Origin of the sequence: Streptomyces daqingensis, assembly GCF_014645895.1 — a bacterium.
Classification (GTDB): domain Bacteria; phylum Actinomycetota; class Actinomycetes; order Streptomycetales; family Streptomycetaceae; genus Streptomyces; species Streptomyces daqingensis.
The window spans coordinates 136,896-157,365 of sequence record NZ_BMMP01000001.1 but is presented as its reverse complement, the minus strand read 5'-3'; the positions used below and the strand labels follow the sequence as shown (position 1 = coordinate 157,365).

Below are 20,470 nucleotides of genomic sequence, written 5' to 3'. Positions count from 1 at the left end.
GCGGCGTTGCGCCGGGCGAAGGCCCTGCGGGCGGTGCGGGCAACGGCTGCGCACCGCCCGCAGGGCTTCTGCGTGTGGCGGCCGCTACCCGGCGGCCCGGCCTGCCGTGCCGCCGACCGGGATGCCGGCCTCCAGGTAGAGCGGATGCCCCGTCTCGCGGGCACGCAGCGCACCCTTGAGCCGCTCCAGGTGCGCGGGCGGCAGGAGTTCGGCCGCCTGCTCCTCGGTGACGAACCGCCACGCCCTCAACTCGGCACTGGGCAGCAGCAGTTGCCGTATCTCGTCGGCGGAGAGCGACCCGCCGTCGAAGAGGAGCCGCAGTCCGCCGTAGGCGGGCGGCTTCGGGGGTTCCCAGTCCGCGACGAGCAGGCTGGGATCGATGCGCAGCTGGAGGCCCAACTCCTCGGCCACCTCGCGGACTCCGGCCCCCGCGGGCGCCTCTCCGGGCTCGACGACGCCGCCGGGGAACTCCCAGCACGGCTTGTAGGTGGGGTCGACGAGCAGCACCCGCCCCTGCTCGTCGAAGAGGAGAACCCCCGCCGCGACGGTCTCGGCCGTCGGCTCCGGTGTCTGGACGATGTCCAGGCTCCCGGCGCCTTCGTCCAGAGCGCCGGCGACACGTTCGGCGGTCTGGCGGGGCGTGAGGCCGGAGGTCTCCACGGCGTGGGCGTCCTCGCCGAGCCAGTCGAGTGCGGCTCGGTACGCGGGCAGTTGCTCCCTGCACCAGACCGTGTCCGACTGGCCGTCCGTGTACGTGCGTTGCTCCAGACGGGTCCGAAGGATCGTTTCGTCCGCGTGGAGCAGCACGTGCTGGACCGGAATGCGGCGGGCGGCGAGCGCGCCGAATATCTCGTCCCGGTAGTCCTGCCGCAGCAGGGTCATCGGAATGATCAGAGGGCCCGGGACCTCCGTGAGAAGCGCGGCAGCCGTGTCGGCCACCAGCCGCCGCCAGGACGGAAGTTGCTGGAAGTCGTCGATCTGGGCGAGGCGCTCCTTGGGGAGCACGCATCTCAGTCCGGCACCGATGAGCTCCGGTTCGCAGAGCATGCTTCCCGGAAGCAGGTCCGCCAGTTCGTGCGCCACGGTGGTCTTGCCCGCGCCATAGGCGCCGTTGAGCCACACGATCACGATCGGTTCCCCCTCATCCGTCGCCCCCCGTTTGACGCTGCCCGTTCCACCCTGCCACGGAAACGCGCGGGGGCGGCGCCGTCGCAAAAGGCGGGCGCACGCGGCGGATTCCCCTACGGTGCGTGCGGAGAACCGGGCTCGCACGGGGAGCAGTTGGGAGGGATGTGAGGGCGATCGCCGGGAATGTGACGTCGGCGGTGGGCGGCCGGCAGGGCGGGCCCGCGAGAACCGGCCGCAGCTCCCGGGCTCACTGCGCGACAGGCGCCCGCCACGCGGGATCGCGCCCCGTGAGGGCGAGCAGCTTGTCGAAGTCGGGAGCGTCCGCGCCGACCGGTACGGGCTCCGCGAAAACGTTCATCTTCCGCCCCGTGGGCGCCAGCGCCGCCAGGCCCTCCCGCAGCACGGGCAGGCTCGGCTCGTACGGGACGAAGTCCTGCCCCGTCGCGCGCGCCAGGTCCCAGGCGTGCAACGTCAGGTCGCCCAGCACCATCTCCCCCACGGTGCGCTGCGGCAGTCCCATTCCCTGCGAGGTCCCCTCCAGCGCTCCCGGCTGCGACCAGGCCGTCACGAGAAGGCCGGTCTCCCGCCCGAAACGCTCCCGCCAGCCGTCTTCAAGGAGGTAGTCGGGGGTCGTGGAGAAGTCGGCTGTGCCCTTGGCGGCGAGTGCCTGGAAGCTGATCACGACGTGGAGGGAGTGGTTGAGCAGGTCCCGCACGTCGTACTCGGAGCAGGGCGTGGCGGAGCCGAGGTCGGACTCCTTCACCCCGCGCACCACGGGCTCCGCGCGCTCGGCGGCGCCCTTCAGCAGATCGGTGAGGTCGTACGTGTTCGTCATGCCCGGAACGCTATGGCGGCCCGGCCGCCGCGGGCTTGAAGAAATGCGACACCGCCGGGCATAGGATCGCCGTCATGGCAGGTGGGAACGGCCAGGAGGGCCCGGCGCCGCCGGAGCCCGGGCAGTACGGGCCGGACGGGCCGCGCGCCGACACCAGGGGCATCCTCGACGCCGCGGAGCTCTTCTCGCACGTCCGCTTCCGGCGCCGCCCGGCCGCCGACGCGCTGCGCCCGTACGTCGAGCACTACTGGCTGATCGACTGGGAGCTGGAGGAGCCCTACGTCTCCCAGCTCGTGCCGCATCCGTCGGTGAACCTCGTCTTCCACCGCTACGGCGACGAGCCGCCCGGCGCGGAGGTGGCCGGGGTGGGACTCGGACTCTTCTCCATCACGCTGCGGGAGACGGGCCGCGTGTGCGGCGTGCAGTTCCGCCCCGGCGGGTTCCGGCCCTTCCTGGCCGCAGCGGGCGGGGCTCCCGGCCCGTGTGACGTCGCCGCGCTGACGGGCCGGAGCCTGCCGCTTCCGGAGGTCTTCCCCCACGCCGGGGAGGGTGCGGCGGCGCGTGTCGTCTCGCCGGAGCGGGAGGACGAGAGGGTCGCGGCGCTGGACTCCCTGCTGCTGCGCTCCGGCCCGTCGCCCGACCCGGCCGCCGAGCGCGCCATGGCGCTGGCGCACCGCGTACGGACCGACCGCGGCATCACCCGCGTCGAGCAACTCGCCCGCGAGGGCGGCCTGTCGATGCGCGCGCTGCAGCGGCTGTTCTCCTCGTGCGTCGGCGTCAGCCCGAAGTGGGTGATCCTGCGCTACCGGATCCACGAGGCGCTGGAGGCCGCTGGTTCGCAGCGGGGCACCGACTGGGCACGGCTGGCGGCCGAGCTGGGCTACAGCGATCAGGCCCATCTCGTACGGGACTTCACACGCACTGTGGGCCTGCCGCCGACGGACTACGCCCGGGCGGTCGCCCGTGCCGCCTCCGGGTCGCCGGGGCCGCCCGCCGGGTGAGGGTGCGGCGGGGTCGCCACTCGCAGCACGGTCCGCATCCGCATCCGCGTCCCGCGCCGAGCCTTCGGAGCACCGGCGTGACGGTCCTCAGCGGCCCTCCAGGTTCCAGCAGGCCGCGGCAGCCCCGACGAGACCCGCGTCGGTACCCGTCTGGGCCGGGGCCACCTCCAGGCCCTGCACGAAGGACAGCGTCGCGAACTCCGCCAACGCACGCCGCAGGGGCGCGAAGAGGACCTCACCCGCCTTCGCCACTCCGCCTCCCACCACGGCGATCTCGATCTCGACGAGCGTGGCGGTGGCGGCGATACCGGCCGCCAGCGCCCGCGCCGCCCGCTCGAAGGAGGCGAGGGCGACGGGATCGCCGGCGGCGGCGGCCGCGGCCACGCCGGCCGCGCTGACGTCGCCGTCCGGGCCGGGTCGCCAGCCCCCGTCCAGGGCCCGGCGGGCGATGTTGGGGCCGCTCGCGATGCGTTCGACGCAGCCGCGGCCCCCGCAGGGGCAGCTGTCGCCGTCGAGGTCGACGCTGATGTGCCCGATGTGGCCGGCGTTTCCGCTGGGGCCGGGGTGCAGCTCCCCGCCGAGGACGAGGCCGCCGCCCACCCCCGTCGAGACGACCATGCACAGGGCGCCCGCCCGTCCGCGTGCCGCGCCCTGCCAGTGCTCGGCGGCGGCCATCGCGACGCCGTCGCCGACGAGGGTGACGGGCAGCCCGCCCGTGCGCTCACGCACGTTGCCCACGAGTGGGAAGTCGCGCCAGCCGGGGATGTTGACCGGGGAGACGGTTCCCCCCTTGGCGTCCACGGGCCCGGCGCTGCCGATCCCCACGGCGCGCACGCCGGACCACTCGGGGGACGCGGCGAGCTCCCCGAGCACCTCCGCGAGCGCCGCCATCACCTCTTCCGCGGGGGCCCGCGACGGGGTGGGGCGCTGGGCCCGCACGAGCAGCCCGCCGGTACTGTCCACCAGGGCGCCCGCGATCTTGGTGCCGCCGATGTCGAGAGCGGCGACGAGGTCCTGGTGCATGGGCGATGTTCTCCTGAGGACGGTGCGGGCGATCCGTCCCGGGCCGGGAACGGTGAGCGCGTTCAGTCTGGCGCTACTTGACAACGTTGTCCAGACTGGTGTGCGGCGTAGAGCTATGCTGCTCGCTGCCACTGAAAGAGACCCTGAGAGGGAAGCCGCCCCAGTGCCCGACACCGCACGCGCTGCCGCAGGCCCTACCCCCGAACGCCGCTACGGGAACCGTCCCACCATGAAGGACGTCGCGGCCCGGGCGGGGGTCGGCCTGAAGACGGTCTCCCGGGTGGTCAACGGCGAGGCCGGCGTCTCCCCCGACACCGAGCGCCGCGTACAGGAGTCGATCACCGCACTGGGATTCCGGCGCAACGACAGCGCCCGCATCCTCCGCAAGGGGCGCACCGCGAGCATCGGGCTCGTGCTGGAGGACCTCGCCGACCCCTTCTACGCTCCGCTCAGCCGCGCCGTCGAAGAGGTCGCACGCGCCCACGGAGCGCTGCTGATCAACGGTTCGAGCGCCGAAGACCCGGCCCGCGAGCAGGAGTTGGTGCTGGCTCTGTGTGCGAGGCGCGTGGACGGCCTGGTCATCGTCCCCGCCAGCGGCGACCACCGCTACCTCGAACCGGAGATAGCGGCCGGCGTCGCCACCGTCTTCGTCGACCGCCCCCCGGGTCACATCGAGGCCGATCAGGTCCTCGCCGACAGCTTCGCCGGCGCCCGCGACGGCGTCGCCCACCTCATCGCCCACGGGCACAGGCGCATCGGGTTCATCGGCGACCGCCCCGGCATCCACACCGCCCACGAGCGGCAGCGGGGCTACCTCGCGGCGATGGAGGCGGCTCAACTCCCCGTCCACGACGGATGGGTGGCGGCCGGGACCACCGACCCGGAGCGCGTGCGGGCCGACGCAGAGCGGATGCTCTCCGGACCGGACGGGGTCACCGCTTTCTTCGCCGGGAACAACCGGGTGACCGTCACCCTCGTGCGGGTGCTCGCCGAACTCGACCGCCCCGTCGCCCTGGTGGGCTTCGACGACTTCGAACTGGCCGATCTGCTCGTACCACCGGTGACGGTCGTCGCGCAGGACCCCGCCCAACTGGGCCGCACTGCTGCCGGGTTGCTCTTCAGGCGCCTGGAAGGGGCTAACGACCCGCCCCGGCGGATGACCCACCCGACGCGCCTGATCGCCCGCGGTTCGGGCGAACTCCCGCCCGCCACCTAACGTTCGGCGGGAGTCATGGCGAGACGCCGGGAGGCTCAGCAGGTGGGCAGGCCCGGCACGGGGCCGTCGTTGTGCCCGCCCCGGATGTAGACGACGCTCACCCACACCTTCCTGTTGCCGCTGTCGTCGTCCGTCTTCGCCCACCAGACGTTGGTCCAGCGACCGGAGGTCTCTCGGTGGTTGAGCTTCTTCTGGCAGAAGAAGTAGTTGGCGCCGGCGTTGAGTTCGCCGACGGGCTTGTGCGCCGAGTTGAAGGACGTCGCCTTCTTCCACACGGAGCAGTCGAACTTGCCGCCGCCCCTGGGAGCGCAGGCGGGGCCGGGCCCCTGCCCGCCACCGCCCGAAACGGCGGCGCCTCCCCCGCTGCCGCCGCTCCCCGCGTCCCCGCCGTCGCCCCCGGGGAGACCGCCCGTCGTCGGACTGCCTCCTGAGCCTCCCGGCTTGCGGTCGCCGCCGCCGTCCCCGGCGCGACTGCCGCCTTCGGCGTCGTCCGCCGAACCGTCCCCCTCCGGGCGGGAGTCGGGCCTTTCGCCGCCTCCGCCGGTGCGCTCGTCGCTCTTCGAGGGGTCCTCGCTCCTGGCGCCTTTGCCGCCGGATGCTCCCGCACGCTCCTGCTGGCTGCCGGCCGCCCGCGTACCGTCGTCGTCAGCGCCCGCGAGCGCGTACGCCACCCCGGAACCGGCCAGCACCACGGCAGCCGCGGCCGCGGCCACCAGCGCGCGCCTGCGGGAGCGGCCCGGCCCGGTACGGACGGTGTCCCGCTCCGGCTGCGGCCCGTACGCCCCGCCCGGCGGCTGCGCGGAGCCGTACGGGGGTTGCGGACCGCCGGCCTGCCCAGCCCCGAACACGCCCTCCCCGCCCGGCGGTTGGGCCTGCCCGGGTGACGGGGCGCCGGCGGTGCGCAGCCTCACCGTCTCCGAGGCGGGAGGCGTGTCGGCCCCCTCCGCTACGGCCATCAGCAGCGCCGTCGCCCGAGCCGCGTCCGGCCGCTGTCCGGGGTCCTTGGCCATGAGCTCGGCGAGGACGGGCGCGAGGGGGCCCGCACGACGGGGTTCGGGGAGCGGTTCGACCACGATCGCGTTGAGCGTCGACCACGTGGACGTGCGGCGGAAGGGCGCGGCGCCCTCGACGGCGGCGTAGAGCATCGCCCCCAGCGCCCACACGTCGGACGCCTCACGCGGCTGCTCTCCGCGCGCCCGCTCCGGCGCGAGGTAGTCCAGCGATCCGACGAGTTCGCCGCTGCCCGTCAGGCGCGTGCTGGACCCGTCGTCCGGGTCCTCCATCGTCGCGATCCCGAAGTCCGTCAGGACGACGCGCTCGCCGTCGCCCTCCAGCAGCACGTTCCCCGGTTTGACGTCACGGTGCAGCACGCCGGCGCGGTGCGCCGCGTCGAGCGCCTTCATGACCTTGGCGCCGATGGCCGCGGCCTCGCGCGGCTCCAGGGAGCCGCGTTCACGCAGCACGTCGTCCAGCGAGGGGCCCTCGATGAGTTCCATGACGATGACGGGGCGCCCCTCGTGCTGGGCGACGTCGTGCACGGCGATCACGCCGGAGTGCCGGACGCGTGCTGCCGCGCGCGCTTCGCGCTCCATCCGGGTGCGGAGATCGCCGAGTTCGCTGCTCGCGGCATCGGTCCAGGTGCGCAGCTCCTTGACCGCGACCTCCCGGCCCAGCCGCTCGTCGGTGGCCCGCCAGACGACGCCCATGCCGCCGCGGCCGAGCCGCCCGGTCACGCGGTAGCGGCCGGCGAGGACGCGGCCTACGGCGTCGCCGGCGGTGCCGGCCGCCTCCGGGGCGGACGGATCACCGCCCGAACTGCCGTGCGCCGCGCCGCCGTTGCCCTTCGGCTGCTCCCCCGGTGTCTGCACAGGCCGTCCCCTTTTCCGCGTGCCGAGGAGGACAGCCTACGGCTCCGTCAGGTCGCGCCGGTCTGCCCGGTGGGTGCGCTCCGGCCCGCCAGCCGGTCGAGGTCGGCCCGTGTCATGCCGGAGTAGCGGGCGACCTCACTGCTCGTCAGCGCACCGCAGTCCAGGCCGCGCAGCAGGTAGTTGCTCAGCGCGCGGGCCGTCGCCGGCTCGTCCATCACCGCGCTCTCACCGCCGAAGTGGCCCGCGTAGGCGGCGAGTCGGGACGCCGCGCGCTCCATGCCCTCGCGGTAGAAGGCGTAGGTGGCGGCGTAGCGGGTGGGCAGGTGGCCGGGGTGCATGTCCCAGCCCTGGTAGTAGGCGCGGGCCAACGAGCGCCGCACGAGGCCGTGGTGGAGCTTCCACGCCTCGTGGACCTGCTGCCGCGACCCGCTCGGCACGACGTTCGTCGAGCCGTCCGACAGGCGCACCCCCGTGCCCGCGGCGGCCACCTGCATGACCGCTTTGGCGTGGTCCGCGGCGGGGTGGTCCATGGCCTGGTAGGCGGCGCTCACGCCGCATGCGGCGCTGTAGTCGAAGGTGCCGTAGTGCAGGGACGTGGCCCTCCCGCCGGCTGCCTCGATCATGCGTGCCACGGTGGCGCGGCCGTCGGGGCCGAGGATGGACTGGGTGGTCTCGATCTGGATCTCGAAGCCGATACGGCCCCTGGGAAGTCCGCGGGCCTCCTCGAACTCCCCGCAGAGCCCGGCCATGGCGTCGACCTGCTCGGGGAAGCTGACCTTCGGCAGCGTCAGCACCAGCCCCTCGGGCAGGTCCCCGGCCTCCAGCAGGCCGGTGAGGAAGATGTCGAGGGTGCGGACGCCGCGGTCGCGGACGGCGGCCTCCATGCACTTCATGCGGATGCCCGCGTACGGCGGCGCGCCTCCCGCCTCCCAGGAGCCGGCCAGGAGGCGGGCGGCCTTGGCGGCGTCGGCGTCCTCCTCCGCGTCGGGACGCACGCCGTAGCCGTCCTCGAAATCGATGCGCAGGTCCTCGACGGGCTCGCGCTCCAGCTTGGCCAGCACCCGTTCGTGCACCGGCCCGGCGAGCTCGTCGGGGAGGCCCAGGACGTCCGCGAACTCCCCTGCACTCGGGGCGTGCCGGCCCAAGAGCTCCAGGGCCTGCCCTCCCCATTCGGCGACGGTGCCGGCCGAGTAGGCGTCCGCGGGCACGTAGACGGTGTGGACGGGCTGGCGCGTGCCCGGCTCGCCCGGGTAGCGACGTGCGAGTTCCGCGTCGACGGGGGCCAGCCGGGCGGCAAGGTCCTCGGTCACCCTGCCCGGCAGGCTCGTGGCTACGGCCGCTTCCTCGCTCAAGCCCTGACTCCCTACTTTCCACATGACGGAATCAACAATTCGTAGAACGAAGCTATCCACGGCCACCGGAGCAGGTCAACCGTGCATCCCGGACCGGTCAGCCCGGCATCGCCAGCAACCTCGCCTCCGTCTCCGCGTCCAGCCCTTTCGGCGAGCGGTCCGGCCGCAGCGGAGCCTCGCCTCCCAGCTGCCGGAGCCACTCCCAGGTGTCCTCCACCGTCTCCCCCACCGGGCGGCAGCGCAGTCCCGCGGCGAGGGCCTTGGAGACGTCGCCCCGGTGCATGTGGTCGTAGTCGGCGCCCGGCGGCAGCCACACGGGCAGGCCGGTCCACGGTTCGGCCCCCGAGGCGAGGACCGACTCCGGGCTCCTCCAGTGCAGTTCGGCCCCGCCGCCCGTGACGCGCGCACACGCCTCCAGGAACCCGCCCATCGTGGTGTGCCCCGGCGGGGACACCAGGTTGTACGGGCCCGAGAGGCCGGCGGGCAGGGCGTCCAGCACCCACTCCGCCAGATCCCGGACGTCGATGTACTGGACCGGCAGCTCACGCGGCCCCGGTGCCGGTACCGCCCCGCCGCGCGCCATGCGCAGCAGCCACCACGGCAGCCGTCCGACATCCTCGCCCGGCCCGAGGATCAGCCCCGCGCGTACGAGCAGGGCGCGGTCGCCGAAGGACTCGCACGCGGCGAGTTCGCCGCCGCGCTTCTCCCGCGCGTAGTCGCCCGCGGTCTCCTCGGCGGTGTCCTCGACGGACGCGGCGACGACCGGGCCCGTCTCGTCCAGCCCAGCGGCGACCGGCCCGGCGTAGACCGACCGGCTGGAGATGTAGGCGTACCTCTCGGCGCACCCGCCCTCGGCTAGGCGGCGGGCCGAGGCGCGTACGGCGTCCGCGGCTCCCGACCAGGTGTCCACGACGGCGTCCCATTCACCGCCTTCGAGGGCCGCCAGGCCTCCGTCGGCCCTCCGGTCCCCGTGCAGTACGCGCGCCATGCCGGGCGGCGGCTCGTGCCGGCCTCGGTGGAAGACGGTGACCTGCCAGCCACGCCCCGCGGCGGCCTGCGCGATCGCCCGCCCGACGAACCCTGTTCCTCCCAGCATCAGCAGTCTCATGCCCCAACCCTCCCCGGCCGCCGGCCGGTTCGGGGCCCCGTCCTGCTGTCAGCAGAATCGCACCCGCATGGCGGACCCGCCGACGACGTGAAACACCTCGCCCCAGCACACCGGGCGGTGTGCTGGGGCGAGGGTGGTGCGGAGCTCGGCGCTCGCGGAAGTTCCTCAGCCCTTGCGGGAGTTGATCTCTTCCGTCAGCGCGGGGACGACGTCGAAAAGGTCGCCGACGACGCCGTAGTCGACGAGGTCGAAGATCGGCGCCTCGGCGTCCTTGTTGATCGCGACGATGGTCTTGGACGTCTGCATCCCGGCCCGGTGCTGGATCGCACCGGAGATACCCGTCGCGACGTACAGCTGCGGGGAGACCGTCTTACCGGTCTGCCCGACCTGGTTGGAGTGCGGGTACCAGCCGGCGTCCACCGCGGCGCGGGAGGCGCCCACGGCCGCACCGAGCGAGTCGGCGAGGCCCTCGATGACGTGGAAGTTCTCCGCGCCGTTGACGCCGCGGCCACCCGAGACGACGATCGCCGCCTCGGTCAGCTCCGGACGTCCGGTCGACTCGCGCGGCGTGCGGGAGACGACCTTCGTCCCGGTCGACTTCTCGCCGAAGGCAACCTGCAGCTGCTCCACGCCGCCGGCGGCCGGAGCCGCCTCGGGCGCGGCCGAGTTGGGCTTGACGGTGATGACCGGAGTGCCCTTGGTGACGCGGGACTTGGTCGTGAAACCGGCGGCGAAGACGGACTGGGAGGCCACCGGCCCCTCGTCCCCCGCCTCCAGATCGACGGCGTCGGTGATGAGGCCGGAGCCGATGCGCACCGCGAGGCGGGCGGCGATCTCCTTGCCCTCCGAGGAGGAGGGCACCAGCACCGCGGCCGGGGAGACGGCCTCGTAGGCGGCCTGCAGCGCGTCCACCTTCGGTACGACGAGGTAGTCGGAGAACTCGGGCGCGTCGGCGGCCAGCACCTTCACCGCGCCGTACTCGCCGAGGGTCTTGGCGGCCTCCTCGGCGCCGGCGCCGAGGTGCAGGGCGACGGGGTCGCCGATGCGGCGGGCCAGGGTCAGCAGTTCGAGGGTCGGCTTGCGGACGGCACCGTCCACGTGGTCGACGTAGACAAGGACTTCAGCCATGGGGTTGCTCCTGCGGGAATCGTGACGGTTCTGCGGGCGGGAGGACGTGGGCTCGGGCGGCCGCTCAGATGAACTTCTGGCCCGCGAGGTACTCGGCGAGCTGCTTGGCGCCCTCGCCCTCGTCCGTCACGACCGTGCCCGCGGTGCGAGCCGGACGCGGCGTGGCCTCGTCGACCTTCGTCCAGGAGCCCTCGAGTCCGACCTCGTCCGCGTCGATGTCCAGGTCGTCCAGGTCCAGGGACTCCACCGGCTTCTTCTTGGCCGCCATGATCCCCTTGAAGGAGGGGTAACGCGCCTCGCCGGAGAGGTCGGTGACGGAGACGACGGCGGGCAGCGACGCCTCGAGCTGCTCGGTCGCGGCGTCGCCGTCGCGGCGGCCGTTGACCTTGCCGTCGGTCACCGAGACCTCGGACAGCAGGGTCACCTGCGGCACGCCGAGACGCTCGGACAGCAGGGCCGGAAGGACGCCCATGGTGCCGTCGGTGGAGGCCATGCCGCACATGACCAGGTCGTAACCGGTCTTCTCGATGGCCTTGGCCAGGACCGCGGAGGTGCCGAGGGCGTCGGTACCGTGCAGGTCGTCGTCCTCCACGTGGACGGCCTTGTCGGCACCCATGGAGAGCGCCTTGCGCAGGGCGTCCTTCGCGTCCTCGGGACCGACGGTGAGCACGGTGATCTCGGCGTCGTCGTCGGAGTTCTCGCCGATCTGGAGCGCCTGCTCCACGGCGTACTCGTCCAGCTCCGAGAGGAGACCGTCCACCGATTCGCGGTCGGTGGTCAGGTCATCGGCGAACTGCCGGTCGCCGGTGGCGTCGGGCACGTACTTCACACAGACAACGATCCTCAAGCTCACGCCGGCTCTCCTACTGCTTGTCCTACGGTTCCGGTCCGTCACTGGTCCGGACCCCGTTCAAATATTACTCGTCAGTACACACAGCGCGTACCCCGTACTCAAGGCCGGGAACTGTGACCTTGCCAACGCCTGTCGCACCGGGCACACGGCCAACTCAATCACGGCCGCCGCGCGGCGCCGGAACGGGCGAGCGCGTACCGTCACGGTGCCGACACGGCGCTCCGAGCGTCAAGCAAGCGCTCAGGCGATGCGAGATCAATCACGGCACGCCTTCCACCGGCGCGAACGCCGCCCCCTCTCACCGTTCCGCCGCCTCCGCTGCCTCGCCGACAGCGGCGATGACGTCAGCCGTGCGGGGCTGCCCGTACGCACGGCGCACCACGCGCCCTCCGGCGGAGAGGACGAGCACGGCCGGCGTCCCCTGGATGCCCAGCCGGCGCACGAGTCCGAGGTGCTCCTCCGCATCGATCTCGACGTGGGCCACGCCCTCGACCATGCCTCCGACCTCGGCCAGGACGCGCCGGGTAGCGCGGCACGGCTGGCAGAAGGCGCTGGAGAAGTGCACGAGCGTGGCACGCTCCCCCAGGCGCGGAAGGCCGAGGACCGCCGGTTCGAGCAGCACGTCCTCGCCCGCGGGCCGTCCGCCGTCGCTCCCGCCCTCGTCCACTGCTCTCTCCCGTCGCGCGTTCGTGCCTCTGCCAAGGCCGCGGCCGGGTGGTTCCCGCCCGCTGTCGCCGGCCGTCCTGGGCGCCCGCCGCTCGGGTCCTCGCGGTGCGGGCCGTCCGAAGTGTGCAGCATGCACGGTACGCACGGGCATTCCCGTCCGTTCCCGGCAGCCGGTGACGAGGATCTCCCCGCGGGCCTCCCCCGGACCACGTTGCGGGGTAGCCAGGGGCCTGCCCTTCGGGAACCATCTGGCGCGGGCCGAAGTTACGCGTCCGTAGGTAATGGGCACCCCCTGGCCGGAGACTCCCTCCCCAGGCAGCGACAGGAAGGTCTCCCGACATGGCAGAACTCGTCTACCCGCCGGTGATCGCCACGGCGCGGGCCTGGTTCAAGGCACTGGACCTGCGCTTCGACATCGACGGGACCGAGCATGTGCCGCAGCGGGGCGGAGCCGTCCTGGTCAGCAACCACATCAGCTATCTCGACTTCATCTTCTCCGGCCTGGCGGCCCTGCCCTCGAAGCGGCTGGTGCGCTTCATGGCCAAGGACTCCGTCTTCCGGCACAAGGTCTCCGGACCGCTGATGCGGGCGATGAAGCACATACCGGTGGACCGCTCGAAGGGCGAGGGCGCCTACAGCCACGCGCTGGACTCCCTGCGGTCCGGGGAGATCATCGGCGTCTTCCCGGAGGCGACGATCTCCCGCTCCTTCACGCTCAAGGACTTCAAGTCGGGCGCGGCCCGGCTCGCGCAGGAAGCGGGTGTGCCGCTGGTGCCCATGGCCCTGTGGGGCACGCAGCGGCTGTGGACCAAGGGCCGCAAGCGGGACTTCGGACGCAACCACTTCCCCGTGAACATCCGCGTCGGTGAGCCGATGCAAGCTCCCGCGGAGGAGTCCGCCGCGGGGCTGACGGCCAGGCTGCGTGAGCGTGTCCAGGAGCTGCTGGAGGCCGCGCAGCGCGCCTATCCCGCGGTGCCGAAGGACGACAGCGACAGGTGGTGGCTGCCGGCGCACATGGGCGGAACGGCCCCGACGGCCTCGGAGGCGCAGTCCATGTAGCGCGGACGACGGAAGGGCGCATCGCTCAAGCGGTGCGCCCTTCTTCGTTCCTGTGCCGCCGCGCCTGTCTAACGGCCCATCTCCTCGCGCAGCGCCGCGACGAACCCGTCGACGTCCTCCTCCGTGGTGTCGAAGGAGCACATCCAGCGCACGTCGCCGGCCGCCTCGTCCCAGAAGTAGAAGCGGAAGCGCTTCTGCAGGCGTTCGCTGACCTCGTTCGGGAGGCGCGCGAAGACGGCGTTGGCCTGCACGGGGTAGAGGATCTCGACCCCGTCGACGCTCTTCACGCCCTCCGCGAGGCGCTGCGCCATCGCGTTGGCGTGGCGGGCGTTGCGCAGCCACAGGTCGCCGGAGAGCAGGGCGTCCCACTGCACGGATATGAAGCGCATCTTGGAGGCGAGCTGCATCGACAGCTTGCGCAGGTGCTTCATGGCGCCGACCGCCCCGGGATCGAGGACGATCACGGCCTCGCCGAAGAGCATCCCGTTCTTGGTGCCGCCCAGGGAGAGCACGTCGACGCCCGCCGCGTTGGTGAAGGCCCGCATGGGCACGTCGAGCGACGCCGCGGCGTTCGCGATGCGGGCGCCGTCGAGGTGGACCTTCATGCCGCGCTCGTGGGCGTGCTCGCAGATGGCCCGCACCTCCTCGACCGTGTAGCAGGTGCCGAGTTCGGTGTTCTGTGTGATCGAGACGACCTGCGGCATCGCCCGGTGCTCGTCTTCCCAGCCGTGCGCCTCGCGGTCGATGAGCTCCGGGGTGAGCTTGCCGTCCTCGGTGGGGACCGTCAGCAGCTTGAGGCCGCCGACGCGTTCGGGCGCCCCGCACTCGTCGACGTTGATGTGGGCGCTCTCGGCGCAGACCACCGCACCCCATCGGTCGGTGAGCGCCTGCAGCGCGACGACGTTCGCGCCCGTCCCGTTGAAGACGGGGAAGGCCTCGGCACGCGCGCCGAAATGGCTGCGGACGGTCTGCTGCAGGTGGGCGGTGTAGTCGTCGTCCCCGTACGCGGACTGGTGGCCGCCGTTGGCCAGGGCCAGTGCCGCCAGGACCTCGGGGTGGACGCCCGCGTAGTTGTCGCTGGCAAAACCGCGGACCCCTGGGTCGTGGCGGCGCCTGGCGTCGGTGGTCACGGCTTCGGAGTCAACCACAGGCGGTTTCCGTTCACTTCCTCGGTGGGCGTGCTCCATGTCCCGGCGATGGCCTCCGCCAGCTCCGATACGTCGGTGAAGCCCGCGAACTTCGCGTTCGGGCGGTCGGCGCGCATCTGCTCGCTCACCAGCGCCTTCACCACAAGGATGGCAGCAGCCGCCGACGGGCCCGCGTCGCCCCCGGCCTTGCGGAAGGAGTCGGCGAGGGCCAGGGTCCATGCCTCGGCGGCGGCCTTGGCGGCGCAGTAGGCGGCGTTGCCGGCCGTCGGCTTGGTCGCGCCGGCCGCGCTGACGAGGAGGAAGCGGCCGTTCCCGCTGCGCTTGAGGGCGCCCTCGAAGGCGAGGGAGGTGTGCTGGACGGTGCGGATCAGCAGGCTGTGCAGCGCGTCCCAGTCGGCGAGGTCCGTCTCCGCGAACGAGCGGGAGCCGCGCCAGCCGCCGACGAGGTGCACGAGGCCGTCGACGCGTCCGAACTCCTTCTCCGTCCGCGAGGCCCACTCCTGGGCGGCGCCCAGGTCCAGCAGGTCGACGGTGTCGCCAGTGACGCTCGCGCCGCCGTGGGCGAACCGGGCGGCGTCGACGGCCTGCGCGAGGCGTTCGGCGTCCGCGTCGGCGGCGACCACCGTGGCTCCCTCTTCGGCGAGGTGCAGGACCGCCGCCGCTCCCGCGGGGCCCGCCGCACCGGCGACGGCGACGACAGAGCCCTCGAGGCTGCCGTTCCCGTTGCCCTGGTATCCACGTGCCGTCGTGCTGGTCATGCCTGCTGCCTCCTGGTCATGGACGCCCCGCGCCGCCGTGGTGCCGCGTGCGTTGTGCTGTCGTGTGCGCCTGCCGGGCCCCGGTGCGCCGCCCCGGGTCCGGGAGGCGCACCGGGCCGCCGGTCAGGCGGCGGCGAGGGCTGGGGCCTCCGCCGTGATGCCCTTGGTCGATGCGATCACGGAACGGAGCTTCTTCGCGAGGGCCTCGTAGAACATGCTCAGCGGAAACTCATCCGGAAGCACATCGTCCACGAGCTTGCGGGGCGGCAGGCTGAGGTCGAGCGCCTCCGGGCCGCGGGCCCACTTCGAACCGGGGTGCGGGGCCAGGTAGGTGGAGACGAGTTCGTACGCCTTGAACCAGTGGACGATCTTCGGGCGGTCGATGCCCGCGCGGTAGAGCGTCTCGATCTCTTCCCGGAGACGCACCGTCACCTCCCGCGCGCGGTCCCAGTCCATGGAGAGCTTGTTGTCCCTCCAGCGCAGCGCGTCGTGCTGGTGGAGGTAGGCGAAGAGGAGCTGGCCGCCCAGCCCGTCGTAGTTGCGGTTGCGCTCGCCGGTGACGGGGAAGCGGAAGAGCCGGTCGAGGAGGACCGCGAACTGCACGTCGCGGCCCTGCGGGTAGCCGTCCGCCTCCAGGCGCACGCCCTCGTGGAAGGCCGTCAGGTCGCAGCGCAGCTCCTCCAGCCCGTACATCCAGAACGGCTGGCGCTGCTTGATCATGAAGGGGTCGAAGGGCAGGTCGCCGTGGCTGTGCGTGCGGTCGTGGATCATGTCCCAGAGCACGAAGGTCTGCTGGCAGCGCGCCTGGTCGGACACCAGTCCCCTGGCGTCGTCGGGGAGGCTGAGGCTGGTCACGTCGCAGGCGGCGTCGATGACGCGGCGGAAGCGGGCGGCCTCGCGGTCGCAGAAGATGCCGCCCCAGGAGAAGCGCTCGGGCGCCTGACGGACGGCCACCGTCTCGGGGAAGAGCACCGCGGAGTTGGTGTCGTAGCCGGAGGTGAAGTCCTCGAAGGTGATGCCGCAAAAGAGGGGGTTGTCGTAGCGCGTGCGCTCCAGCTCGGCGAGCCAGTCGGGCCAGACCATGCGCAGCACGACCGCTTCCAGGTTGCGGTCGGGGTTGCCGTTCTGGGTGTACATGGGGAAGACGACCAGGTGCTGCAGCCCGTCGCGGCGGTCCTGTGCGGGCTGGAAGGCGAGCAGGGAGTCGAGGAAGTCGGGCACGCCGAAGCCGTCCTCGGCCCAGCGGCGCAGGTCGGCGACGAGCGCTTCGTGGTATTCGGCGTCGTGCGGGAGGAGCGCGGAGAGGTCGCGTACCGCGTTGCATATCTGCGCGACCTCGCCCTCCACCGCGGTGCGCGAGGGTGCGTCTTCGGCGTCGAAGTCGATGGAGCCGTCCTTGGACTGGGCCGGACGGATCGCCTCCACCGCGTCCTTGAGTACGGCCCACGCCGGGTGTTCGACCACGCGCTCGTCGGACGTACCCCCGCCGGCCTCGGTCTCGGACGAAAGAATTTCCGTCATGACTACCCCTCCACGAAAGAACCTGGCGTGACTAAACGGTAGCCGCACCCGATCCCCCTCTCAAGTGGAGGCGCCGCAAATTATCCTTCTGAACCCCCCTCATCGCCGTCGATCTTCCTGTCAGAAGCTGTCGCGGCAATGACTTTGCCCAGTCCTGCCATGGCTTCCTGAGCGTCCGGAAGCAGACGGCCCGCTCCCAGGAAGCCGTGGAACATCCCCGGGAAGTGCGCCTCGGTCACGGGCACCCCGGCCTCCGAGAGCCTGGCGGCGTACAGCCGGCCCTCGTCGCACAGCGGATCGCAGCCGGCCGTGACGACGTGCGCGGGCGGCAGACCCCGAAGGTCCGCCCGCAGCGGCGCCGCGTGGGGGTGGGAGAGGTCCGCGTCCGGTCCGAAGTACTGGGTGCCGAACCAGCGCATGGCTTCCTCGGTGAGGAAGTAGCCCCGCGCGTTGGCCGCTCGCGACGGCGTGCGCGCCTCGGTGTCGGTGGACGGGTAGATCAGCGACTGGTGGGCTATGCGCGGGCCGCCGCGCTCCCGCGCCATCAGCGTGCAGACCGTCGCGAGGTTGCCGCCCGCGCTGTCCCCGGCGACCACCAGGGCCCGCGGATCCCCGCCCAGCTCCCCGACGTGCTCCGAGGCCCAGGACACGGCCGCGTACGCGTCCTCGGCGGGCTCGGGGAACCGGGCCTCCGGAGCGAGCCGGTAGTCGACGGAGACCACGACGGCGCCCGAGGCGAGGCACAGACTCCTCGCCGTCGCGTCGTGGCTGTCGAGACCGCCGAGGACCCAGCCGCCGCCGTGGAAGAACACGGCCGTCGGCACCGCCGCGACGCTCCCGCCGGGCGGACGGTAGATCCGCACGGGCAGCTGCGGTGCGCCCTCGGGGCCGGGGACCGTGCGGTCCTCCACCTGCCCCACGGCGGGGTTGCCCGTCGGCGGCGGCATCATGCGGGCGAGTATCCGCCGCGCCTCCGCGGCGTCCGTCACCGTCACCCCCACGTCCGGGAAGACGGCGGCCATCGCCTCCATCAGGGGGCGGGCCCCGGGCGCGAGACGCTCGGGTCCGGCCGGGCCGGGTGACGCGACTCCGGTCACGTGTCTGCTCCTTCTCCTCGGGTAGGCCGCCCGGCTGCCGGTCGCGCCAGAGCGGTCCTCGGACGTGCGCCTCCCGCGCGCGGACGTGCGCCCTGGCAGCAGCGGCCGGGCAGTTAGTCTGTGCGGCGCGCACGTGCCCCGTGCGCCGTCACCACAGGAAAGCGAGAGCGCGCCGTGTCACTGCTCACCGTCGGCCACCGCGGGGTGATGGGCGTGGAGCCCGAGAACACCCTGCGGTCCTTCGTCCGCGCCGAGGAAGAAGGCCTCGACGTCATCGAACTCGATCTGCATCTGAGCAAGGACGGGGAACTGGTGGTGATGCACGACGCCGACGTCGCGCGCACCACGGACGGTTCGGGTGCCATCGGCGACTTCACGCTCGCCGAACTCCGCCAGCTCGACGCCGGGCAGGGCGAGCGCATCCCCGCCTTCCAGGAGGTCGTGCAGGCGGTGCGGTCGCCGCTGCAGGCGGAGATCAAGGACAAGGCCGCCGCACGCGTCCTCGTCGCAGTGATCGGGGAGCTCGGGCTGCACGACCGGGTGACCGTCATCTCCTTCCACGACGAGGCCCTGCGCGAAGTGCGCGCCCTGCTGCCGGAGATGCCGCTCGTCCTGGTCACCGGCCGCTCCACGCCCACGGCGCCCGAGCGGGCGCTCGAACTCGGCGCGGAGATGGTCTCCTGCGAACTGCGGTGGCTGGAGCGGGAGACGGTCGACCGGTGCCACGCACACGGCATCAAGGTCATCAGCTGGACGGTCAACACCGACGACGACCTCGCCCGCGTCCGCGAACTGGGCCTCGACGGAGTGGTGACCGATATGCCGGAGATCAAGAGGGCTGCGGCGCGAGAGGCTTGACCAGCAGCTCGAAGGCGAGGTCGGAGCGGCGCGGGATGCCGAACCGCTCGTCGCCGTAAGGGAAGGGGCTGAGCTCGCCCGTCCGGGAGTAGCCGCGGCGCTCGTACCAGGCGATCAGGTCGTCCCGCTGCCGGATCACCGTCATCTGCATCCGGCGGGCACCCCACTCGGCCCCCGCCATGCGCTCCGCCTCTGCGAGCACGGCCTTCCCCAGACCGGCGCCCTGCTGAGCGGGGCTCACCGCGAACATGCCGAAGTAGGCCTCTCCGCCTCGCCGTTCGAGATGGCAGCACGCCACCAGCCGGCCGGCGCGCTCCGCCGTCAGCACGATGCTGCCCGGGTCGGCGACGACGGCGGACACGCCCTCCGGGTCGGTGCGCTGACCGCCCAGCAGGTCCGCCTCCGTCGTCCATCCGGCGCGGCTCGCCTCGCCCCGGTAGGCGGACTCCACGAGCGCCACGAGAGCGGGGACGTCCTCCTCTGTGGCGGCGCGGAAGGTCAGCTCACCGGCCGCGGGCGCGAACTCCTTGACGTTCTCCATGGTGAGCGACCTTAATACGGCGCCGGCGGCAATAGAGTCGGCAGGCATGGTGCACGTACTGAGCAGCCGGGTCCTCCTGCGGCCCACCGATCCCGAGCGCACGCGGGCCTTCTACGGACGGACGCTGGGCCTCGCCGTCCACCGCGAGTTCGGGACGGGCACGGAACGCGGCACGGTCTACTTCCTCGGCGGAGGGTTCCTGGAGGTCTCCGGCCGCTCCGACGCCCCGCCGTCACCGGGCCTCCAGCTGTGGCTCCAGGTGGAGGACGCCGAAGCCGCGCACCGCGAACTCGCCGCGGCGGGCGCGAAGGTGCTGCGACCGCCGGTGCGGGAGCCGTGGGGCCTCATCGAGATGTGGATCGCCGATCCGGACGGAGTCCGCATCTGCGTCGTCGAGATCCCCGAGGACCACCCGATGCGCTACCGGCCGGGCATCTGAGGGCCCTCCCCCGCACGGGGCGTGCGACCGCGCGGCCTGGCCCCGACGGCGGGCTGGGGCCGCCCCCTGAACCCCTCACGAGCGCAGCCGGGCGCTCCCCTGTGCGACCGTGCGCTCCCGTACGGAAGTGACGAGCCGGGCAGCCTCCCCCTGGACGAACGGGGAGGGCGGCGATGCACAGCTCGGCGGCGGTCGGCCTGCTGCTGGCGGCGCTCTGCGCCGTGACGGGGGGCGCGTGTCTGCTGCGGGCGCGGCGGGCCGGGGGGATGCAGCGGAGCACTGCCTGGAGCGAGGCCCTGATGGGGTGGGGGATGGCAGTGATGGCGCTGGCCGGCAGCCTGCCCGCGGCAGCCGTCCCCCCGTTCGTCCTCGCAGCGTTCTTGGGGCCGCTCTTCGGGGCGGTGGCGGTCTGGGAGCTGCGGCTGCTGCTGACACGTCTTCGGGAGCGCGGCGAGCGCCCCGCACACGGCAGCGCGCACCACCTCCACCACCTGCTCGGCGCCCTGGCCATGCTCTCCATGGCGCTCGCGGCGCCGGGAGCGCAGGCGGGAGGGGGCCACGCCCACGCGGCGCCCGGAGCGTCCCTCGCCGCGACGCCCCTGCTCAGCGGAATGCTCCTCGCGTACTTCGCCGCATACGTGCTGCGCACCGGCCTCGGTCTGCTGCCGGGCCCGCCCGGTCTCGCCCTCCCTGCCGGTACTGCCGCCGGCCGGGGGCAGCAGCCGCCGTCGTGTGCCGCGCACGGCCCCGGGGAGCTGGTCAGCGCGTGCCGCGTGGCGATGGGCACGGGCATGCTGGCCATGCTGCTTCTGATGTGAGGCGTCCCTCTTCGGACGTGAGGCGTCCGTCACTTCCCGCAGGCAGACGTACC

20 protein-coding genes are annotated in these 20,470 nt (G+C 72.9%); 6 read left to right on the top strand and 14 right to left on the bottom strand.

Features of this window, described 5'->3' with window-relative positions; translation table 11 throughout:
• Positions 1-84 precede the first annotated feature (84 nt).
• The gene (locus IEY56_RS00700) at positions 85-1,128 is read right to left on the bottom strand and encodes an NUDIX hydrolase (protein WP_189035060.1); all 1,044 of its coding nucleotides are present in this window, start codon (positions 1,126-1,128) and stop codon (positions 85-87) included.
• Between the two features lie 247 nt (positions 1,129-1,375).
• Positions 1,376-1,963 (bottom strand): TIGR03086 family metal-binding protein, encoded by a 588-nt coding sequence (locus IEY56_RS00695; RefSeq protein ID WP_189035059.1) that lies wholly within the window; start codon positions 1,961-1,963, stop codon positions 1,376-1,378.
• A 74-nt stretch (positions 1,964-2,037) separates the two neighbouring features.
• Here IEY56_RS00695 and IEY56_RS00690 point away from each other — a divergent pair, with 74 nt between their 5' ends.
• Positions 2,038-2,964 (top strand): helix-turn-helix domain-containing protein, encoded by a 927-nt coding sequence (locus tag IEY56_RS00690; RefSeq protein ID WP_189035058.1) that lies wholly within the window; start codon positions 2,038-2,040, stop codon positions 2,962-2,964.
• Between the two features lie 87 nt (positions 2,965-3,051).
• On the opposite strand, the gene IEY56_RS00685 is transcribed toward IEY56_RS00690, so the two are convergent.
• Positions 3,052-3,987 carry an ROK family protein gene (locus IEY56_RS00685; protein WP_189035057.1) on the bottom strand — a complete coding sequence of 312 codons (936 nt, stop codon included), beginning with the start codon at positions 3,985-3,987 and terminating at the stop codon, positions 3,052-3,054.
• Between the two features lie 163 nt (positions 3,988-4,150).
• Here IEY56_RS00685 and IEY56_RS00680 point away from each other — a divergent pair, with 163 nt between their 5' ends.
• A complete protein-coding gene (locus tag IEY56_RS00680; protein ID WP_229711431.1) occupies positions 4,151-5,203 on the top strand; it encodes a LacI family DNA-binding transcriptional regulator in 1,053 nt (350 codons plus the stop codon).
• Between the two features lie 35 nt (positions 5,204-5,238).
• On the opposite strand, the gene IEY56_RS00675 is transcribed toward IEY56_RS00680, so the two are convergent.
• The 6 genes from IEY56_RS00675 to IEY56_RS00650 all read right to left on the bottom strand — a co-directional run bounded on the left by IEY56_RS00675 (position 5,239) and on the right by IEY56_RS00650 (position 12,179).
• A complete protein-coding gene (locus IEY56_RS00675) occupies positions 5,239-7,071 on the bottom strand; it encodes a serine/threonine-protein kinase (protein WP_373292010.1) in 1,833 nt (610 codons plus the stop codon).
• 47 nt (positions 7,072-7,118) lie between these two features.
• Positions 7,119-8,423 (bottom strand): DUF6986 family protein, encoded by a 1,305-nt coding sequence (locus tag IEY56_RS00670; RefSeq protein WP_189035055.1) that lies wholly within the window; start codon positions 8,421-8,423, stop codon positions 7,119-7,121.
• Positions 8,424-8,520: 97 nt separating this feature from the next.
• The gene (locus IEY56_RS00665) at positions 8,521-9,531 is read right to left on the bottom strand and encodes an NAD-dependent epimerase/dehydratase family protein (protein ID WP_189035054.1); all 1,011 of its coding nucleotides are present in this window, start codon (positions 9,529-9,531) and stop codon (positions 8,521-8,523) included.
• 165 nt (positions 9,532-9,696) lie between these two features.
• Positions 9,697-10,659 (bottom strand): electron transfer flavoprotein subunit alpha/FixB family protein, encoded by a 963-nt coding sequence (locus IEY56_RS00660; RefSeq protein WP_189035053.1) that lies wholly within the window; start codon positions 10,657-10,659, stop codon positions 9,697-9,699.
• 64 nt (positions 10,660-10,723) lie between these two features.
• On the bottom strand, positions 10,724-11,512 hold the full coding sequence (locus IEY56_RS00655; protein ID WP_189035052.1) for an electron transfer flavoprotein subunit beta/FixA family protein: 789 nt from the start codon (positions 11,510-11,512) through the stop codon (positions 10,724-10,726).
• A 298-nt stretch (positions 11,513-11,810) separates the two neighbouring features.
• A complete protein-coding gene (locus tag IEY56_RS00650; protein WP_373292009.1) occupies positions 11,811-12,179 on the bottom strand; it encodes a thioredoxin family protein in 369 nt (122 codons plus the stop codon).
• Positions 12,180-12,517: 338 nt separating this feature from the next.
• On the opposite strand from IEY56_RS00650, the gene IEY56_RS00645 reads away from it, so the two are divergent.
• Entirely contained in the window at positions 12,518-13,237 is a 720-nt protein-coding gene (locus IEY56_RS00645; protein ID WP_189035051.1) for a lysophospholipid acyltransferase family protein, read from the top strand.
• 68 nt (positions 13,238-13,305) lie between these two features.
• Here the strand turns inward: IEY56_RS00645 and IEY56_RS00640 are convergent, their stop codons facing one another.
• From IEY56_RS00640 to lipP1, 4 genes are all read right to left on the bottom strand, one after another.
• The gene (locus tag IEY56_RS00640) at positions 13,306-14,385 is read right to left on the bottom strand and encodes a threonine aldolase family protein (protein ID WP_373292008.1); all 1,080 of its coding nucleotides are present in this window, start codon (positions 14,383-14,385) and stop codon (positions 13,306-13,308) included.
• Entirely contained in the window at positions 14,364-15,143 is a 780-nt protein-coding gene (locus tag IEY56_RS00635) for an SDR family NAD(P)-dependent oxidoreductase (protein ID WP_189035049.1), read from the bottom strand. Before IEY56_RS00635 ends, IEY56_RS00640 begins: the two co-directional genes overlap by 22 nt.
• 123 nt (positions 15,144-15,266) lie before the next feature.
• A complete protein-coding gene (locus IEY56_RS00630; RefSeq protein ID WP_189035048.1) occupies positions 15,267-16,664 on the bottom strand; it encodes a DUF6421 family protein in 1,398 nt (465 codons plus the stop codon).
• An 80-nt stretch (positions 16,665-16,744) separates the two neighbouring features.
• Complete coding sequence (gene lipP1 / locus IEY56_RS00625) at positions 16,745-17,761, bottom strand: LipP1 family hormone-sensitive lipase (protein WP_229711429.1); 1,017 nt, start codon at positions 17,759-17,761, stop codon at positions 16,745-16,747.
• A 174-nt stretch (positions 17,762-17,935) separates the two neighbouring features.
• Between lipP1 and IEY56_RS00620 the strand changes: the two genes are divergently transcribed.
• Entirely contained in the window at positions 17,936-18,619 is a 684-nt protein-coding gene (locus IEY56_RS00620; protein ID WP_189035047.1) for a glycerophosphodiester phosphodiesterase, read from the top strand.
• On the opposite strand, the gene IEY56_RS00615 is transcribed toward IEY56_RS00620, so the two are convergent.
• Positions 18,591-19,160: a GNAT family N-acetyltransferase gene (locus IEY56_RS00615; RefSeq protein WP_189035046.1), complete on the bottom strand. Its 570-nt coding sequence runs from the start codon at positions 19,158-19,160 to the stop codon at positions 18,591-18,593. The two genes, IEY56_RS00620 and IEY56_RS00615, sit on opposite strands and share 29 nt — an antisense overlap.
• Positions 19,161-19,206: 46 nt before the next feature.
• On the opposite strand from IEY56_RS00615, the gene IEY56_RS00610 reads away from it, so the two are divergent.
• Complete coding sequence (locus tag IEY56_RS00610; RefSeq protein ID WP_189035045.1) at positions 19,207-19,599, top strand: VOC family protein; 393 nt, start codon at positions 19,207-19,209, stop codon at positions 19,597-19,599.
• Between the two features lie 173 nt (positions 19,600-19,772).
• Positions 19,773-20,417 (top strand): DUF5134 domain-containing protein, encoded by a 645-nt coding sequence (locus IEY56_RS00605; RefSeq protein WP_189035044.1) that lies wholly within the window; start codon positions 19,773-19,775, stop codon positions 20,415-20,417.
• Positions 20,418-20,470 lie beyond the last annotated feature (53 nt).

Bases quoted from the DNA above. Each gene is read 5' to 3' on its own strand.
- IEY56_RS00695 (WP_189035059.1), bottom strand. From the start codon at position 1,963: ATGACGAACACGTACGACCTCACCGATCTGCTGAAGGGCGCCGCCGAG.
- IEY56_RS00690 (WP_189035058.1), top strand. From the start codon at position 2,038: ATGGCAGGTGGGAACGGCCAGGAGGGCCCGGCGCCGCCGGAGCCCGGG.
- IEY56_RS00685 (WP_189035057.1), bottom strand. From the start codon at position 3,987: ATGCACCAGGACCTCGTCGCCGCTCTCGACATCGGCGGCACCAAGATC.
- IEY56_RS00665 (WP_189035054.1), bottom strand. From the start codon at position 9,531: ATGAGACTGCTGATGCTGGGAGGAACAGGGTTCGTCGGGCGGGCGATC.
- IEY56_RS00660 (WP_189035053.1), bottom strand. From the start codon at position 10,659: ATGGCTGAAGTCCTTGTCTACGTCGACCACGTGGACGGTGCCGTCCGC.
- IEY56_RS00645 (WP_189035051.1), top strand. From the start codon at position 12,518: ATGGCAGAACTCGTCTACCCGCCGGTGATCGCCACGGCGCGGGCCTGG.
- IEY56_RS00635 (WP_189035049.1), bottom strand. From the start codon at position 15,143: ATGACCAGCACGACGGCACGTGGATACCAGGGCAACGGGAACGGCAGC.
- IEY56_RS00630 (WP_189035048.1), bottom strand. From the start codon at position 16,664: ATGACGGAAATTCTTTCGTCCGAGACCGAGGCCGGCGGGGGTACGTCC.
- IEY56_RS00615 (WP_189035046.1), bottom strand. From the start codon at position 19,160: ATGGAGAACGTCAAGGAGTTCGCGCCCGCGGCCGGTGAGCTGACCTTC.
- IEY56_RS00610 (WP_189035045.1), top strand. From the start codon at position 19,207: ATGGTGCACGTACTGAGCAGCCGGGTCCTCCTGCGGCCCACCGATCCC.
- IEY56_RS00605 (WP_189035044.1), top strand. From the start codon at position 19,773: ATGCACAGCTCGGCGGCGGTCGGCCTGCTGCTGGCGGCGCTCTGCGCC.